Below are 18476 nucleotides of genomic sequence, written 5' to 3' on the forward strand. Positions count from 1 at the left end.
ATTTATACTTACTTTTGTACAAGTACTAACCCCATGGTAGGTATAAAATGACAGCAATTAAGAAAACTTCAGTTATACAGGAAAATAAGGAAAACGCACACATAGCGTGTCCTGTAACATTTGTTATGGAAAAAATAGGTGGTTATTGGAAACCGATTATTTTATTCAATCTTTTAACGGGTACTAAAAGGTACAGTGAGCTGAAACGGTCCATTGATACGATAACGGAAAAGGTATTGATCCAGCAGTTAAAACAGTTGGAAAACGATGGGCTGGTGATTCGAAAGTCAAAACCTGTCGTTCCACCGCATGTTACCTATGAGCTGTCGCAGACAGGGAAAGACCTATATCCTATGTTACGGGAAATGGCTATTTGGGCTATTCAGCACGGAGAATCTTATCAAGCGCAATTCAGCAAACAGATGAAAGATTTTCCAGCAAAGGAATAAGTGTATCAGGCAGCTATCCATTGTTTAACATACTGCAAAATAATCCCATTTCTGAAAATTTTCTCATGATAAAACCTCGCTGTACGTAAGCCTTGCCGCCCTCATAAGTTTCGGCATTCAGAATTCAGAAGCTGGATGACCTGGTCGTCATAGTAATTATCCATTGTAAAAGACATGCCGGAATTCAGGGATTTACCCTGTTTTTGATATTTCGGCTATACCGTCGCATTATTAAAGATCCTGTCCACTGATTCATCTAATCTTGAACTGTGAGATTGATTGGTTAAAAGGAATATTGAACAAGAAATAATGGATAATACAAAAATTCCAAAGGCAAATTATCTTTTTGTTTAAAACCCCGAACACTTTTTCACCTTACGCCAAAACAATTAACACACTGATAATCAATACATAAGAAAATAAAAAAGAGACGTTAAAAATTAACGTCTCTTAAGCGAGAAAGGGAGTCCTATCGAACTCCTAATACCCCTTTTGAGTTTTCTAAGCAACATAAAATAACCAATTTACAGATGCATTACAATAACATAGCAAAATCTAAAATCTTTTTAATTAATAAAAACATAATTGTTACATATATAATCATATTTGACGTGCTTATATAAATATAATGTTCAATAAAAGATGAAATATGAACTCATGCAATTTATTCCTTTCAGGAGATGAAAATGTACCAGAATACATGACTTAACGAAATGATCGATTACTGTCAAAGTTTAGGAGTACAAGTTATTTTAAATACAGTAACAGTACACGGAGGTTCAACAGCTATAAACGAACAGATTCTTAGCGTAGTAAAAAGCAGAGGTTTAAGATATGTACGAAACGATATAGCAACTTCAGTAAATGGCGATGGATTAACTAAAGATTTAACGAAATTCGCTCATTAGTGTAAAATACGAACGGGTCTTCTTACCAAGCACGGTCATAAATATCTTGCTTTGCTTCATCATCAAGTTCCAAGTATTTTTCTTTCAAAATGTTTTTGAACTTGATTTTAAGTTTTTAATACAATTGATAGCTGTGCTTATTATTTATGAAGTACTACTTTTTGGTAGCAATAAAACTATATATCATTAGTAATAATATGATAATATACTTGTCAGTCAATAAGCGATATAGAAGTATTTTTGAAGAAAATCTTTTAAAAATTACTCTACGGAAACAAGAATAGTATTAAAAAGTATGCACAATTTATTAATTATTAACAAAAAATAATAAACAGATGAAAAAACTATATTTATTGCCAATTTCCCTTATTGGTGTCTTATCCTTCGGACAAGTCGGAGTCAATAGCGTGACTCCAAAAGGAACTTTAGATGTAACAAGCAAGACAACAGATGGATCTACTTCTGAAGGCGTACTTATTCCTCGTATTTCCGGAAATGCACTACACGCGGCGGAAACTGCAGCGGTATACGGTGATGATCAGGATGCAATGCTAGTATTTGTAACAGCGCCTCCGGATCCAGGGAATAGAACAGGACAAGTAGAAGGAATGGATAGCAGAGGGTTCTACTATTTCGACGCTGGATCTAACAGGTGGGTCAAAATGACAACCAGTGGAACTAGTACTGCACAAATTGGACAGCTACTTTGTTCTTCATCCACCAATTCAGGAGTACTCGAAGCTACAGAACTTGCTGTAGGTGTAACCGTTACAGTCCCTTATAATAACGGAAACGGAGGAACTTACTCAGCTTTACACATTCCAGCAACTGGAACCATTACAGGTATTTTTGCAGATCTTCCATCAGGAACTCTAAACAACGGTGCCGGAACACTAACTTTCAACATTACAGGGACCCCGACGGCGGCGGGAACTGCTATATTTGACCTTTCTGTTGGTGGACAGGATTGCGGGTTCTCCATTCCTGTACAACCTGCTTCTTCTTTCCAGGAAACACTACCTGTCGTAATTGACGGAGTAACTAGACAGATGATGACTCATAATCTCGGAGCTGACCAAACTCAGGATCCAGATGTGCCTAACCAAGCTATTATAGGGAACTATTACCAGTGGGGAAAGAAAAATCCAGTTGCTACAGCTTATACTTCCGCACCGGCTATATCTGGGTGGAGTACCGCGGCAGCTGCTAATAAAGCATGGAACTCAGGAACAGAGGCAGTGCCTGTCAAAACTACCAACGACCCTTGTCCTCAAGGCTTCAGGGTGCTTACCCGAAATGAATGGGTGAGTTTTAATACTAACAGTACCACCAGTATTATCGGCACCCCTTGGGCTACAGGACAAAACGACGGTGCCACTAAATATAATGCTGCCAAGATCTTTGTGAATAACGGTAGTACCCTAACCTTCCCCACTGCCGGTGCACGCTACGACATCACAGGAGCTCTTGAATACCGAGCCAATATCGGCAATTATTGGAGTAGTACAGAGAACGGTACAAACGCATACTACCTTAAATTCTATAGTAATTCTGTTGATCCCACAAACAGCTTCTATCGTTCGAGTGGCTTTTCAGTTAGATGTATATCAGAATAGATTGTCCAGAAGGTTACCTCTAGTATATTCAAAGACCATGAATCTTCAATAAGTCACTGTGGATTTTGTATCAATGGGTTCCTCCGCAAGATATGATGACGAAAGCTTTCAAAGAGTATTAAAAAATAGTAAATCCTGTAAATCATTACTTTTGCAGGATTTTTGTTTCTGGTAATTGATGTAATTTTCAAAAATACCGCAAAGCACCAATGCTTATAGTATGACCTTCACTAGTACTACAGTTAACGCTGTACCACTCACGCTTATACATAGGCATTTTTTTACACTGTATTTTCAATTAATCGTATTTTTTCGTCACATAATAAAATAATACGAAATACAATTTCAGAATTATTTAAAATATGTTTTTTAAGGTCAAACAATTTGTTAGGCTTTTTAATAAATTAGGTGATGTAGTTTTCCATTCATAATGTAAGTAAAAAAATTAAATATGGTTTGTGGCAAGGCAACATTGAAGACTTTTAATTAAATCAAAGTAGGTTTTTACATATTCTGATCTTTTTTATATGTTTTCTTATCTAAGAACTAATGAAGCGTAAGAAAGCTGAGGTATATCAGTATCAGAAGCATCATAATCAATCCGATATGATTAATAATAAACAGTAGAGAACCATTCAATATGCTTGTTCTTTTTCTTGTTTTATATACCCTGTGGTGTGCTATAAATAAATAAGCTGTCACATAAAAGCCTAGTGCAAGACATACTATAGCATACAATAGGGTCAATAAATTGTTTTCCGGTAAAAAACTGCTAATTCTTTCTCCTGTAAGAAGTATCAATACAACTAGTAGCAGAAACGAGAAATAGTGAAGGGTAAAAATACCATGATCAAAGTACAACCATTTTTTCTTGTTATGAAACAACCATAAAAAGAATGCGAATATAGGAAGATAAATAAAGAGTGCTTTGGGAATTGTATAAACAAAGTTTTCTTTATACCTTTTCCATATCTGACGTTGGGTAAAGCCTTCCTGCATTAATTCGAATACTTTTTTTGAAACAGGTCTCATGATGATATATACTCCAGTGTTATCTTTAGCCAGAATTGAATCATACTGATTGATTGAGTAAGCGTTCATAACAGGGGCTTCTTTTGTATCAGATGCACGGTCAAAAAAATCACTTTTTCTTCAACATTTTTTATTAAACTATCAGCTTCTTTGTGAGCGATTATTGAATCTCTACCACAAAAGTGTGTTGCAATACCTATGGAGAGCTCTTTCTCTTTTTCTACGTTTATTTGTACTGTATTATGTCTGGAGGAGGGTGCCTGATCCTTGGCACGCGGCAGAATGTTGGAAAGAAAGAATGTAATGAAACTGATAAATATATATAATTTAACAGGAGCTACATACAACTGTCTTTTACCTGACAGATAGTCCTCCGTAAGTACACCTGGACGGGTAAAAAGATACAGTATAGTTTTCCAGAGCTGCCCATCATAATGTGTGAAATCCTCAATAAAATGAGTAAATAGAAAATGAAAGGACGGTCTGTTTTCAATATTTTCTTGTCCGCAATGGGAGCAAAACCTCTTTGCTACTTGGTATCCGCAGTTCAGGCAAGTTTTATCGTTCCTTAGTTTTCCATGTTCCATAACTATTCGATAATATTAGCTTTAATATTTATATATAATTTTAAGATTCAGCTAGGCGACCAATTCACTGTATATTAAATTAGAGCCATTAACATAATTGTAATCTTAATAGTATAAGACCTTACATAATTTATATAAATAGGGCTTAAGAAGCCTTTAAATAAAGTGCTAAGCGTTACAAAAGGAAAAAGTTTATCCATATCCTTAATTGCTTGACATATAAAATATCGGAGTATACATTGTTTGAATTTTTTGAGCTATCCACCCGTTCTCGTATAATATTGTAAACATAGACAATGTATTTTAAAATTGTGAGCATAATACTGTAGTTTTACATTTGATGCCAATACAATAATTACTACTTATTATACATATTCTTAAAAACTCAGATTTAGCTTTACTGGTTTAATGTTGGCAGTATTCTATTATGTGTAACCTGAAAGACACAGACCAGTACCTATTGCCACAATATTGTCTGGGTCGGAACTATTAAAACTCACCTCTATTTCTACTCGCACTGTATAATCTGCAGGAAAATCACCAGCAGCATTAGTACGTACCTACTTCAGTGAGAATTCCGGCTGCTCTAACCGTCCGGCTTTTATTTAAAATTATATCCAGACTAAATTCCAGTGTGATAAGGATTATGTTTCGGAATTATTTGCTTCCCATCCTATATTGTTCAATAGAATTTGCTTGATATAAAATATAAAAAGTCAGAATACATGTGGCAAGATATTTATTATATCACTCTGTTAATTAAACTACTAAAACAATAAAACTATCTTTTACCGATTATGATATTTTCCTTTTAGTCCGCACCAAGAGCTAAAAAAGAAATGTAGCAACTTTAAGTGAGTCAAACCATAAAAGAAAATTATAAGTGCTTCTCCTACCAACTGGTAGACTCTGACGGCTTATATTTTAGTTTTCCGCTCAGGATATCGTAAGGAAGCTTTTTATAAAATCAGTATATTTACAAGGTCCGTGAACTACACTTAAGCACTTGAAGCACATCCTGGTTACCGATTAATATTCAACATTAATACGTGAGTGAACTGATTGTGTTTCATATGCATTTTCTCATAGTGGATATCAAAGCAGGCATTATTTTCACCATCCATGGCAAAAATTCTGTTCTGTCAATATTCATAATTATATATTTAATGTTCTTTACAACTATTCCAAATAAAAAAATAAGCTGACTATAGAATCAGCTTATTTTTTTATCCATTTATGAAACTTGTAATTACCATTTTTGAATTTCTTAAGGAATTCATATAATACATTATATACAATACAAATATTTAAAATTTTGTAAATTATCAACTACCACATATTATAAGCCAATACAAGCACAGTTCATATAAAGTAGCGAATGTAAAGGTAGATTAATTACATAGACAGATTTAATAGTTTCTACTCCTAATACAGGAAATCCAAGTAGTTTGCTTTAAGCTCAAAAGCTACAGCATAAAGTACTTTTCTAATGTTTAGATAAGCTTACTGCGAAATACAACGAATAGAAAAACCATTTTTACGATCATTAGTTTGTGTTGGAATAACAGCAGTATTAGTAAAATTAAAATCGTATGCATTTGTACTGCTTTCCGTAGTGCTCCAATAAAGACCATTATATGCTCGTCTTTCTAATGAACCAGTAAGATACTGTCGATTTCCAGCAGTTGGAAATGTCAATGTACTGCCATTATTAGTAAAAACTTTTGCAGCACTATAATTAGATGGTCCGTTCGTCGTTGTTGTAGCCCAAGTGCCTATACTATTTGCAGTACTTTCATTGGCAAACCCTACCCATTCATTCCGAGTGGGAATTCTAAAACCATCAGGGCAAGGGTCATTAACTGTTTTTACAGGAGATGCCTCATTTCCACTATTCCAAGCCTTATTGGGACCGGCTGAAGTATTCCATCCTGAAATAGAGTTAGCATTAGTATATGCAGTAGCAACTGGATTTTTACCCCATTGATAATAATTTCCAATAATAGATTGAGAAGGGGTATTAGGATCTTGACCACTATCAGCTCCTAAATTATGAGTTTTCATCTGTCTCGTCTCTCCATTAATAATCACGGGTACTACATCCGGAAAATTACTAGAAGGTTGCACGATTCTACTAAAACTGCAGGATTCTCCAGCAAAGTCAAGATTGAAAGTAGCAGTGCCAGCTCCAGAAGGAGATCCAATAATGTTAAATATTAACGACCCATTACCATTATTTAAAGTTCCAGAAGCAAGAACAGCAGTTAACCCAGTTACGTTGATTGAGTTGATACTAATACCGGAATAAATCCCCCCATTGCCTCCATTATAAGGAATAGTTGTATTTACTCCTGCAGCAAGCTGCCCATCTTGAAGTATACCAACATCTGAAGATCCTGAACATAGAAGCTGAGTAACATATGCGGTGGTGGTTCCACTGGATATGATCTTGACCCAACGATTACTCCCAGCATCAAAATAATAAAAACCAGGCACATCCATTCCCTCTACTTGTCCCGTACGATTAACCGGATCCGGAGGTATTGTAACAAAGACTAAGGTGGCATTTTCCTCTTCTCCATATACTCCAGCTGTATCAGCAGCTTTCAAAGTATTGCCGTTGATACGAGGAAGAATAAATCCCTCTGATGTACTTCCATCTGTCGTTTTGCTTGCTACATCCAAAGTCGATCTAGGATTATTATTATTAATCCCCACTTGTCCGTAAGACAATATACTAAACAGAAACATTGATAATAAATACTTTTTTCATGTGTTAAATATTTAATGATAATTTAATTTAAGATGTTATTGATTACAAATATTCATTTTATATTAAATTACATAAGTTCATCTACTGTGAAATACAACGTACTAAAAAACCGTTGTTTCTATTTGTATTATTATTTTCGGGGTTTACTGAACCATCAAGAAAAGTCAAGCTATATCCATTTCCTGAGCCAGTTTCTGTACTGCTCCAGTAAGAACCTGTAACAGCACGGTTACGCAAATCTTCTGCACTATAGTGACGTTGCCCGCCGCCAGGAAAATATAAGGTCTTTCCATTATTTACAAATACTTTGGCTACGCTGAAGTTGGTGGCACCACCTGTAGTTGTAGTTGCCCATGTGCCTATCTGGATCCTTGGTTGGATCTGCTCCCAGATTTCGAGTGATCATCTGACGGGTCTGGCCATTAATAAATACATCTACCACATCAGCAAAGTTGATATTTGGCTCTACTGGAATACTGAAACCATAGGTCTCATCCCCCAAATCAATATTAAAGGTCGCTGTACCAGCTGCAGAAGGAGTAGAGTTCCTGTAATATTAAAAATCAAGGTTCCATTGCCGTTATTAAGCGTTCCAGAGGCAAGTTCAGCATTAAGATTGAGTATACCAACAGATGGAATACTCAAACCTGAATAAACACCTCCATTTCCACCATTATAAGGTATAGCAACACTGACACCGGAAGCAGGACTTGTCGCCTCCAAGCCTCCAAAACTCCGATAGTTGTTGAGGCAGAACATACCAGCTGGGTTAAAGCAGCATACTGGTACCGCTGGAAATCATCTTGACCCAACGGTTGCTGCCGCATCAAAATAGTAAAATCTACGAGCATCCATTCCTTCTACTTGCCCAGTACGGTTTTCCGGATCTGGAGCCGATGTAACATACACTAGTGTGGCATCCTGATCATCTGAATATACTCCAGTTATTTCTGCGGCTTTAAGAGTATTACCTGTTATACGTGGTACAATAAAACCCTCTGAAGCAGTTCCGTCTGATGTTTTACTTACAACATCCAGTGTGGATTTAGGAATAATACTAATAATTCCTACCTGCCCATAAGATACAATGCCAAAGAACATCATTGGTAATAAATACATTTTTCTCATATATTACTGTTTTAAATTGTTAATTATAACCTTTTATATAACCCGTAAGTTCTTTAATTATAATATATAATGCATTAGGATAATTCCTCTTGATTAACATCATAGTCCTGAACTTATGTATTATATTGTAATAAATTTTGAAATTCCATGATCATTATCATAATACTCCACCACTACTATGGTCCTTAAGAATTAATACAAATTTAATTTTATTGCATTGATAATTCGATTCACACTTTATCGTATTATCACTAGCAGAATGTAGTTTTTTAACGAACACAACAATAAAGAATCTTATAAAATAATCTATAGCATTAATCTGGGTTATAAATATATCAATAAAAGATTCGTCTAATATCTTTGCACTGTCAGTCTCAGAATAGTAGTGTCAAAAAAGTATAAAACTCTTCTGAACTTAGCCGAGAGTTTATCATAGGTAAATGATTTTCATGGAGAGATTGATATAATTGTATGAGATGTAACTCATAGTAATCCTCTTATAACTCATGAAAAAATACTCTTTTTGAACGAATTTGATGTCCTGAACAAGATTACCTTATCTCATTACAATAATGACACAAAAGATTATTCATACCCGGTTTCGGTTATGGAATGAATTTCAGTAACTGTTTCTCCTGCTGAGTTTTGAGTGGTCGTCTGAGTTAAGGTTTGCTTTTGTGTTTTTGGACGTACATTTTCAATACGAATCAATAAATTCCCCAATGCAATAGCTGTGTCGAAGAAATCTTTAGCGCCTTGCTTTAGTTCTTTAACGGTTTTATCATCTAAAACGGTCTTAGCCGCGGGGGCTAAAGACTTACTGGTTGATGAGGATGAAGTATCACTTATCTGTTTTTCGGGCTTTTTATCTTCTTTTCCACTACCTGGAGACTTGCCATTCACTCCCCTAACAGCATGCTGTTCACTATGGCCTTTATCTTTGACTGTTATAAGCCCTCCCATAGCACATGCACAAGTACTTTTTTCAGTAAGAACATTATAAGTATTGATACAGGTTTCCTCAGCTGTATTGTCCCATTTAGTAATCGCAGGAACACAGGCAATTCTGGTAACAGAACATATTCCAAACGTGGAAATATTGACTGCCGCCATCTTATCCTGTTCCGTGGCAATAAGTTTATTATCTGCTTTGTAAAAGACATTACTTGTAACCTTCAGTTGTGAAGGAGCAACTCCCTTATCACAGGACAGAGAAGCATTTTCTGTGATTATTTGTGACATACTTTTAAATTTAAGTGATTCTGATATCGCAGGGTGAAATAAGGCCCCTTATTAATTTTTAGTTTTAGTTATCGTTTCAGTGATTGTCTCAACAGTATCTCCATTGGTCGTTGATGTTGTTTTTTGAATCGAAGTTTTCGGACGTGCATTTTCAGCAGCAATTATTAAATTACCCATAGAAATCAATCGGTCCATAACAGCTTTTGTATCATCTTTGAGCTCTTTAATGGCTTTATCATTCAAAACACTTTTAGCCGCAGCGCATGACGCTTTAGCAGCAGTTTTGGACTTTTCATTTTCCTTACCTGAGGTTTCAGATTTCTTAGCTTGCTTGGAGGTACCCTCCGGTTTATTATCCATGTTGATCTTACCTCCCCTGATTCCCACCTGAGACTGTGCATTAACCACCGCCTCTTTATCAGAATGCATCGTCAGTTTTTCTTCCGCATGGAGAGCCAAGGATTTGGTTTTCATTTTTATTCCGTCTGAAGCTTCGGTAGTGATCTCTTTAGCTGATATTTCAATTTTTTCATCAACAACAGAACTTATTTGTTTGGCCGTTGTATCTATACTATCTGAAATGCTCTGTTCCATATTAACCGTAGCCAGACTTATTTTAGCACCCGCAGTTAAGATGATTTCCTGACCTGCACTTAAAGTAATACTGTTGAGAGCCGTTATCGTAACGTTTCCCATTCCGTCAAATACAACAGAATTATTAGCGGGATCATTGATGGTAACACTCCCATCTTTGTCATTGAATAAAACACGTGATCCGCTGCGGGTTTGGATAACTTTGTTCGTATTATCTTCAGTCGAATAACCACTCTTTTCGGCTCCGTTATACTGGCTTCCCATTACATAAGGCTTTTCCGCATTATCACTTTCAAACCCAACTGCTACTTCTTCACCATTCTCCGGAATAAAATGAAAACCTTTTCCACTTCCTCCGTTAGGCTGAACCATCCTGAGCCATGGAGATACACTACCTTTCTTTTCCTGCCAGGGAAACTGTACTCTGACTCTCCCAGCTCCCAGTGGATCATTGTTATCCACTACCCTCGCAGACTGCTGTTCTCCCACAGGAACAGCCTCACCATCCAAATACGGAGCTGTGTAGAGATCCGGAATACCTTTAAATTCATTATAATAAATATTTCCGTCATGATAATGGGTAATATCCGTTATACGATAGGTCTCCATAGCTTTACCATTAATATCAACCAACTGGACCTTACCACCAATCTGGACTGACGGATCCTTGCTTTTCCCACGTACCGAAACAAGGTTTTCACGGGATTCCTTTTCTTTTTTACCGCTTCCTTCAGTTCTTTGTCCGCTATTCCTGAAATACCACTGTAATTAAAAAGCATGGGCTGCTTTTTTTGTACACCTCGTTGGAAGCATTAATGGCAGATGCCTGTAAAGGATTTTCTTTATATTGTGAACGAATTGAAGAGGATCCGGCCTCAATACTTCCCCCTTATTGGCATCATAAACAGAATACTCAAAATTCTGAGGTTTTACATTGATATCAAATTCAACCTCAATAAGATCAACATTTTCTTCAAGCCTAACGGAAGACTGCACATTATTGCCAAAGATCATTTGCTGCCCACTGTAATAAAAGTATTCTCCATACCTTGCTGCCAGTCTTTTGAGAAACTGGTAATCAGATTCCTTATACTGGACCGTATAAGGTAAGTTGTATCGGGTATTCAGATTTTCAATAAGGATACTGATATCCTTATGTTCTTTGGTAGCTTCTTTTACAATATCCTCCAGCTTTTTATTCTCAAAACTCTGACAAGTTTTCCCATTTTCAAGCAATATAGAGGGAGCATTACCTTTAATGTAAAGGGTTCCATATCCGTTTTTCTTCTTATTTTTTACCTGGGTGATAATTCCTGCAAAAGTCTGTTGGATGAGTCCAAACCGATGAAAAGAAATACTGATATTTTTTCCGAGAATGTTTTTAGAATTCTCCATCACATACCCTTCAAAGTTATCCAGGGCATCATCAGGAACTGTTATACTGAACGAGTCATGATCATTGGTAAACTGATCAAGCTGAAGTGAAAAACTTGACTGATAAAGAAACGGCTCTCCATCCAGCATCAGTGAACAATATACCAATGGGTTTTCTTTTTCCTTAAGAACGGCACTCGTCGGTAATGGAATTGTATATTGTATTGCATTCGATTCACCAGCTTTATTCTGTAAGCCATCGGACGGTAAACCGGTATATATTTTTGTAGACATGACAAAATTGCTTTTATGATTTTATTGTTTATTTCTCCTATATTATACAAGGAATTGTGGGATATAAACCTACGTTTAGCTACCGCAATATCCCCGATTCTTTACGGTTATTTCCACATTTTCTCATGAATGGCACCATTAAGATTAAACTTTTTGGCAATCATGCTTATTTCAATCTGTAAAGGCTGGTTATTGTTGGCATCAAAATGCTCTTTGAATTTTATGCAGTAGGCTTTTTCAAAAATCAATTCCTGAAGTTTGCTGATAGCATCTCTACGATAATAAATGATTTTACCGTTTTTCGTTTGATTGTGATCCAGCATCCAGGCCAGAAGCTCGGAATTCCCCGTACTTTCAATCTTTACATAGATTTCTCCTCCCTGCGGGATTCCCTGAGGCTTTCCCGTAGTATCTGTCGATTGGTTAAAATCGTATTTACATTCCAGAATGTTATATGTAAGCCCGTCTAGTTCTAATTTAGATAAAAATGACATAGTATGATAACTTTTAATTAAAGTGAATACAAATGAGCTGATCATTAAAGATAAACAGTAGTAACCTGTTTACTACTGTTTATCCTCATGGCTTATACCCACTCATTCTCGTAGGCACCGGTTCCCATTTCAATTTTTCTAGCAGAAATAGTAAACGCTTCTCGTAATGGATTATCTCCAGTGGAATCAAAATCTTCATTGTGCTTTACCAGATATCCTTCCGTAAACTTAAGTTCCTTCAGGGTTGCATCGCTATCCCGTTTAGCAAATACAATACTCCCGTCTTTTCTTTCAAAAGAATTGGTCATCCACTCAAAAAGGTCAGTAGATCCTGTTCCTTCCAATACGATATCAATTTTACCTCCTCTGGTTACGGTAGAAGGCCTTCCAGTTGCATCTGTTTCCTGAAATAATCCGTAGCTGACTTTAAGAATATTATACTCTTTACCGGCTACTTTTAACTTTGCTTTAAATGACATAATGTTAAAAATTTAATGGTTAATAAAATATTTTTTAATACATCCTTCCAGACTGTAGCTTCCTGAACTTCCCTATGAGGAATGCAGACTAGGTCCACATGGAAAACTACACTAGGACGTACGTTCTTGAATCATTATGAGGGATATAATCTGAACATTCATTTGATTTCAATAGAATACTCTTTCTTACCAGCCAGATTACCTCAGCCTCCGTTATATTATATAATGTATTTGTAAACTAGGTCTTTCTTTATGGATTTATTTTTTCTTACATTGATCTAACTCTGCATATATTCCGTATCCCACTTATTTCCCTGATCACCTTTATGACCGTCCATTTTAATTAAAAAGTTTTTGGCAGGAAAATAAGGCTTCATGTGAATATTAAGATGAATCCTGTCTTTCTGGACCGGATCCTGTTCAAATCTTTTGATTTCAAAATTTTCAATCAGCTTACCTGGCCCGGCAATATTATCCAGAAAGCTTACAATCTGGTTCATAATCTCTTTTCTGGTCATGGCGGTAAAGTTTTCAAATGCCCTTCTGTTGAGAAAATCCATCAAAACTTTTGTTACATAATCGAAGACCCTTACAACTGAATAAGTTTGAAGTCCCATATTATCACCGTTAAATAGCGTTTTACCTGAAAAAGCCATCACCTTGCCATATTCATTAACCATAGGGATGAGACCAAGATTTTCTAGGTTCGCAATCTCACTCTTTTTAAGATCAAACTTTACCCCTTCCACTTCAGCAAGACCTCCAAATTTTTTCCAGCCGTAACCTGAGACATCAGCGTTTTATAAATCTTTCCAGCCAACGCTGCAGAAGGAGGAATATACATATCCTCAGCTTCATCAATTTCCTCAAATCTTCCCCTTCCCACTATCCAGTTGCAGGTCATCAGAACATTGGACCGATATATGTCTCCGCCGGTAAGATATGCTTGATCAAACATTTCCATGACATCATCCGCCTCATCAAGGTGCTCAAAATCAGTGACAAGCATCACCTTATTTTCATGAACCAGCTTTGCCCATTTTTCAATCACCTGATTGGAACCTAAATAACCGGGAATCACTAAAATCCCGTAGTTATTTTTAAGATCCAGCCTATCATAATTGTTAGTAAGTTCAGTATGTATCGCATCAATAAAACGCGTATTATCTAAATCCTTGAGTTGCTCAAGAGTAGCATTGACAACGGTAATATTTTTAACTTTGATTGATTCTGTATTTTTATAAAACAAGGCAACAGCCCTGTAATTAGCCTCCAATTCTTTGGTTTCTTCAATCGCTTTGGATAAATTTCTGACCAACAGCTCTTCTGCAGTTTTTTCTCTCCTCGCAATCTGCAACCATATCCGGCAACGATTTATTATCAGCCATCATACCCGCCCAAAGCTTAAGCGTTTTTTTCAGGTTTTCTCTCTCCTTTTCTTTACCATTTTCCGTTAAAAAATTCTTTTTCTGGCTTTTCTTTCCGGATTAATATTCTGCACTCCGTCAATTGATATCTCCAGCAGGTCAAAGCCGCCATAACTCGCCAAAGCGGCAAGATTGGGTACCGTAGCAAAATCATCTTTCTTCCTTTCTTGACCGGAAACCTGTTGTAATTGTTGTTGCTTATCCATTATTTGCGTTTTATTTGATATTGTCTAATTCCTGAATCAATTCCTGCAATGTCTGAAACAATGCTTTTCTTGCGTTAGGATCTTCCAACGCCGCTTTCAGAATCTTATTCGTCTTAAGCTGTCTGATAATCTGTTGGTATTGATTTTTTTCCGTTTCCAGATCACATAAAAAATCACTTTGTCTGGTAATTCCCTTTATCCCGAAATCTCCTAAATTTTTAAACTTTAGAGATTCTATTTTAGTAGCACCGTTCAAATCTTCAAAGTCAACGGTAATCTCCGGTCTAAAATGTTCAAAGACCTTATCTATTGTATGCAAACCTTCTATAAGATCCGGCCTAACAGGATCATAAGAGGTCAATTTCTGAGCTAACAGCGTTCTGTTCTGAGGAATTTCGAAAATAGCTTCATTAATTTCTGGTGGAACTTCATTGCCCCCAATTCCATGATTTGTTAACATATTATTTACTTTTTTAAATTATTATACTTTCACATGCTGGTTATTCATTATTTTTAAGTGGTTTCCAAAATTCTGTAAGGAATCATATGGGTAGAACTGTGAGATAATTTCACTAAAAAACTGCTACACAAATACTTCCACTCTTCCTCTTCTATATCTTTGTTATCCGAATCACGGAAGAGATGAATATCTATCGTCCTTGAAAATCCCTCTTTTAAAGAAACCTCCTTTTAGTTCCCTTTCGTATTTCAATATGCGTTATGGCATCTTTGAAATGATTCATGGCGAATGCCTTAATATCAGCAGTAGTCACCACTCTTCCCCTACCCAGTAATGCAGCTCTGAATGCCGAAATCTTATCCTGTGGAGAAAGCCCCTTACGCCCTCCCTGTGAAGTAGCTATCATCAGCGCATCCTTCTCACAGGCAAGGGTTGAAGAATGATCTACGACCAAAGGGGTTCCTGGCCTTATATGATTGGCCAACTCTGCCTGAGTACTCCAGTACGAAATATTATAGGAACTTTCCTGTCTCAAAGAATTACCGGTAATAATCAGATATGGATTATGGATATATGAGAAATTCTTCTCTTTTGCCATCTGATTCAAAGCCGCCATATTCTGGTTAATTTGTACTAGCATTTCCTTAGCCGAATCACCTCCAATGCCCGAAAATGCAGCAGTTTCATCCTTCATGAGCTCCAGCAGATATTGCAGAAGTTCGGAGGCATTACGCTGATCAAATCTTGACACCCCTCCTTTTCTCAGAATAACGGAAGTCTCCTGCCCCCGAGAAGAATGACTTTTAAGATCAAATCTCCGCCACATATCATCCATCACATAATCAAGCGTAAGAAAATAATCTTCACACTGTATAGGAATGATATCAAGCCTTCCCGATGCTCTATGATAAGTTTTGACATTGTATATATTAATGACCGGAATGCAATTAAGTATAATATGAAGATTTTCAAGAATTTCCTGATCGATCCCGTCAGGGAATTTAAACTTCAGCCATACAAGATCATCTTCACCGGAAAGTTCATTTTCAGGAAAGTACCGTGTAAACAACTCTTCAGCATGACCTTTTTCCGACAATATAATTTTGTCTTTCAGGGTAAAATAGCCTGAAGAGTAGTACCTGTTTACTTCTTCATAAATATATTCCAGATCCAAATAGTTTCGGCTGAGTATATTGTCAAATCCGCTGAACTGACAATCTACATTATAGCCATTGGTAAGTTCGAACTCCTTAGCCCCGAAACAGACCTTAACCTGCTTGAGGTAATAGGAAAACAATTCCTTTTGATATTCACTGCCGGTATCAATATAAAACATCAGATTTTCCAGATCTTCCTTATCAGGACACCGGATTCCTATCCAGAATTCTCCCACCGGAATAGAAATCTCACTTTTACCATGCACAGTACCTGAAAAAGGACTATCCATCCTCTTCATAACCTTGCTATACGCTGTATACTCAATCCTCGCCGTGGTCAATTCAGCTTCTATGGTAGGACAGAAATAAATTTCTTTTCCGTCCTCCTTATCTTGCAGTAACCCCTTAGTATTTTTCTTTTCCGTTTTAAACTGATCTTGTAACGATATTTTGTACCGGTTTTCAACGGGATAGACCTGAATAAGTGATCTTGCCGGTATGGCTCCAGTAATTTCTTCTGGAAAAAGAACCTCCAGAACCCTTTCAATAATACGGGATTTGGAACTTTCCAACTCAAATTCAAGCTTTTCTAGTTCTGAAGAAACCGCCGAAAGTATCAGACCTACCATAGGATCAAAAGAAGAATCCGACCTCAGTTCATGATATCCCCAAAGCTTAGCTGCTCTTCGCAACACCCTGTCTTTTATTTTTTCCTGATTCATACAAATTAATGTGATAAGGGTCCTATAAAAAATGAACTCTGAAAAAGAAAGATCTTTCTGTTTCGATTATCACGCCCCTAATGGAGATGGCAACATTCTTTTTCACTCTCTTGGTCCCGGTAATCCCAATATCGATATTTCTTACACTTACTTCAATATCTTCCAGAAGAAGCCTCCGTTCGTACTTAATGACAGACTTGGTTATGGCTTTTCTCATAAATTCTTTGATGGAATTATCGCTTTTGGGAAGATCGAAGTCAATTTCGAAGACTGCAGTCCCAAAGGTATCGTCAAACTTACACCTTCCTAGGGGAGTGATGGTAAGCATAAAAAGATGCTGTCTTATTGACTGATCAATGGATATTGTTTCAGCCATTTTTTCATCCATTATGGCCGTAAAATCTATAGGTGTGCTGTAATAAACTCCTTTCATATTCATAGTTTTTTAAATGTAATCTGCAGTCTTAAAAGTTACGACCGCTTTATTTTATAGGCAGATAAGCAATGAAGCTGATTGGCAATATTGTAATTTTGTGTGTGGTTTAACAGAAACTCATAGTTTTTCCGATATGTATACACTTTAATCACACTCATTGTGCCTCTATCTAACTTCTTCATTTCTTCCGGATCAAACTTTCGTACAAAAACACCATCGCAATTCACATGAAAGTCATTTTTATAACTGGTGGTTTCTCCATTGGCAAATTGTATATCCAGTATCTGATCCTTTTTGATGCACACATTCTTATCCAGAATTTTGATATACATAAAAACCCTGTCAGCACTCTTACCCAATCGGAAAACAGCATATACATAATCCTGATTATTAGCCCTAAGTAATAATTCCGGCGTGCTTGCAACATATTTCCTGTGTAGCTTCTCATGACTCTGGGTAATGGTACAGTCAAACTCAGCAGTCTTTAAAGCAGAATCTGATAACCGCTGGGCAGTGAAAAAACCGCTTAAGACTAAGCTAAAAAAAGGCTATAATACTTCTTACTACTTTTCATCACTGAGATTTATACAATTGACGGCATACATCCAGATCAGTTTTCACCTTCTCATATTCCTGTTTAAGAATTTTATTGATCGTAAGGAGGCTGTCCACCGCTTTTCCTGTCGAGGACAAACGCTTCATTTCTTTTTTACGATCTACAAGATCTTTATAGGCAATGATGGTATTATTATACATTACCTCATTTTTAATACTGTCCTTAGGAATCTGCTTATACATATCGGAAAGCATGGATAAAGCCATATTTTCATTAAAGAAATCATTCTTTCCCGGTACACCGATGGAATCAACTGCCGCCTTTACTTTTTCAAGCTGGAAAGAAAAGTGATCCTGAACGCCCATCTCACGCTTAAGTATATTGTTTTCAACCTTTAAAACTTTATTTTCTTTAAAAGGAAAATACGTGTTGAAAAACAATCCGATAACCAATGTGAAAACAGCCAGCAAAAAGAATAGGATGAAAAACAGGAAGGCACGTAATCTTTCTTTTTTATTCAAAACTTCCATACTGCATTAGCT

The 18476-nt window shown here is 36.5% G+C and carries 17 protein-coding genes and 1 pseudogene; 2 read left to right on the forward strand and 16 right to left on the reverse strand.

Translation table 11 applies throughout. The annotated features are described in order from the left end of the window. Positions 1-47: 47 nt before the first annotated feature. The gene (locus tag OWR28_RS14500) at positions 48-449 is read left to right on the forward strand and encodes a helix-turn-helix domain-containing protein (protein ID WP_332387193.1); all 402 of its coding nucleotides are present in this window, start codon (positions 48-50) and stop codon (positions 447-449) included. 1243 nt (positions 450-1692) lie between these two features. After that, positions 1693-2973 carry an FISUMP domain-containing protein gene (locus OWR28_RS14505; protein WP_494168457.1) on the forward strand — a complete coding sequence of 427 codons (1281 nt, stop codon included), beginning with the start codon at positions 1693-1695 and terminating at the stop codon, positions 2971-2973. A gap of 546 nt (positions 2974-3519) precedes the next feature. Here OWR28_RS14505 and OWR28_RS14510 read toward each other — a convergent pair. The 16 genes and pseudogenes from OWR28_RS14510 to tssO form a co-directional block, all read right to left on the reverse strand. Then, the gene (locus OWR28_RS14510; RefSeq protein WP_332387195.1) at positions 3520-4074 is read right to left on the reverse strand and encodes a hypothetical protein; all 555 of its coding nucleotides are present in this window, start codon (positions 4072-4074) and stop codon (positions 3520-3522) included. Beyond that, positions 4071-4592: a DUF3667 domain-containing protein gene (locus OWR28_RS14515; protein WP_332387196.1), complete on the reverse strand. Its 522-nt coding sequence runs from the start codon at positions 4590-4592 to the stop codon at positions 4071-4073. The genes OWR28_RS14510 and OWR28_RS14515 overlap by 4 nt, the downstream gene beginning before the upstream one ends. 1503 nt (positions 4593-6095) lie before the next feature. Continuing rightward, positions 6096-7343 (reverse strand): FISUMP domain-containing protein, encoded by a 1248-nt coding sequence (locus tag OWR28_RS14520; RefSeq protein ID WP_332387197.1) that lies wholly within the window; start codon positions 7341-7343, stop codon positions 6096-6098. A gap of 487 nt (positions 7344-7830) precedes the next feature. Next, the gene (locus OWR28_RS14525; protein WP_332387198.1) at positions 7831-8124 is read right to left on the reverse strand and encodes a hypothetical protein; all 294 of its coding nucleotides are present in this window, start codon (positions 8122-8124) and stop codon (positions 7831-7833) included. A 39-nt stretch (positions 8125-8163) separates the two neighbouring features. Beyond that, on the reverse strand, positions 8164-8493 hold the full coding sequence (locus OWR28_RS14530) for a hypothetical protein (protein ID WP_332387199.1): 330 nt from the start codon (positions 8491-8493) through the stop codon (positions 8164-8166). Between the two features lie 585 nt (positions 8494-9078). Then, positions 9079-9735 carry a DUF4280 domain-containing protein gene (locus OWR28_RS14535; RefSeq protein ID WP_332387200.1) on the reverse strand — a complete coding sequence of 219 codons (657 nt, stop codon included), beginning with the start codon at positions 9733-9735 and terminating at the stop codon, positions 9079-9081. 51 nt (positions 9736-9786) lie between these two features. Beyond that, complete coding sequence (locus OWR28_RS14540; protein WP_332387201.1) at positions 9787-10938, reverse strand: phage baseplate assembly protein V; 1152 nt, start codon at positions 10936-10938, stop codon at positions 9787-9789. A 159-nt stretch (positions 10939-11097) separates the two neighbouring features. After that, on the reverse strand, positions 11098-11997 hold the full coding sequence (locus tag OWR28_RS14545; protein ID WP_332387202.1) for a phage late control D family protein: 900 nt from the start codon (positions 11995-11997) through the stop codon (positions 11098-11100). A gap of 107 nt (positions 11998-12104) precedes the next feature. Further along, positions 12105-12491 carry a type VI secretion system tube protein TssD gene (gene tssD, locus OWR28_RS14550; protein WP_332387203.1) on the reverse strand — a complete coding sequence of 129 codons (387 nt, stop codon included), beginning with the start codon at positions 12489-12491 and terminating at the stop codon, positions 12105-12107. A gap of 92 nt (positions 12492-12583) precedes the next feature. Continuing rightward, the gene (gene tssD, locus OWR28_RS14555; RefSeq protein ID WP_332387204.1) at positions 12584-12970 is read right to left on the reverse strand and encodes a type VI secretion system tube protein TssD; all 387 of its coding nucleotides are present in this window, start codon (positions 12968-12970) and stop codon (positions 12584-12586) included. A 278-nt stretch (positions 12971-13248) separates the two neighbouring features. Continuing rightward, positions 13249-14603, reverse strand: a pseudogene (locus OWR28_RS14560) (DUF5458 family protein). A gap of 10 nt (positions 14604-14613) precedes the next feature. Then, positions 14614-15063 carry a hypothetical protein gene (locus OWR28_RS14565; protein WP_332387205.1) on the reverse strand — a complete coding sequence of 150 codons (450 nt, stop codon included), beginning with the start codon at positions 15061-15063 and terminating at the stop codon, positions 14614-14616. 214 nt (positions 15064-15277) lie between these two features. Next, entirely contained in the window at positions 15278-16942 is a 1665-nt protein-coding gene (locus tag OWR28_RS14570) for a type VI secretion system baseplate subunit TssF (protein ID WP_332387206.1), read from the reverse strand. Positions 16943-16964: 22 nt separating this feature from the next. After that, positions 16965-17375: a GPW/gp25 family protein gene (locus OWR28_RS14575; protein WP_332387207.1), complete on the reverse strand. Its 411-nt coding sequence runs from the start codon at positions 17373-17375 to the stop codon at positions 16965-16967. Between the two features lie 38 nt (positions 17376-17413). Continuing rightward, on the reverse strand, positions 17414-17710 hold the full coding sequence (locus OWR28_RS14580; protein WP_332387208.1) for a hypothetical protein: 297 nt from the start codon (positions 17708-17710) through the stop codon (positions 17414-17416). 241 nt (positions 17711-17951) lie between these two features. Beyond that, positions 17952-18464 (reverse strand): type VI secretion system TssO, encoded by a 513-nt coding sequence (gene tssO / locus OWR28_RS14585; RefSeq protein WP_332387209.1) that lies wholly within the window; start codon positions 18462-18464, stop codon positions 17952-17954. Between the last annotated feature and the right edge of the window lie 12 nt (positions 18465-18476).

Source organism: Chryseobacterium sp. 1B4, from assembly GCF_036631475.1.
Taxonomy (GTDB): Bacteria; Bacteroidota; Bacteroidia; order Flavobacteriales; family Weeksellaceae; genus Chryseobacterium.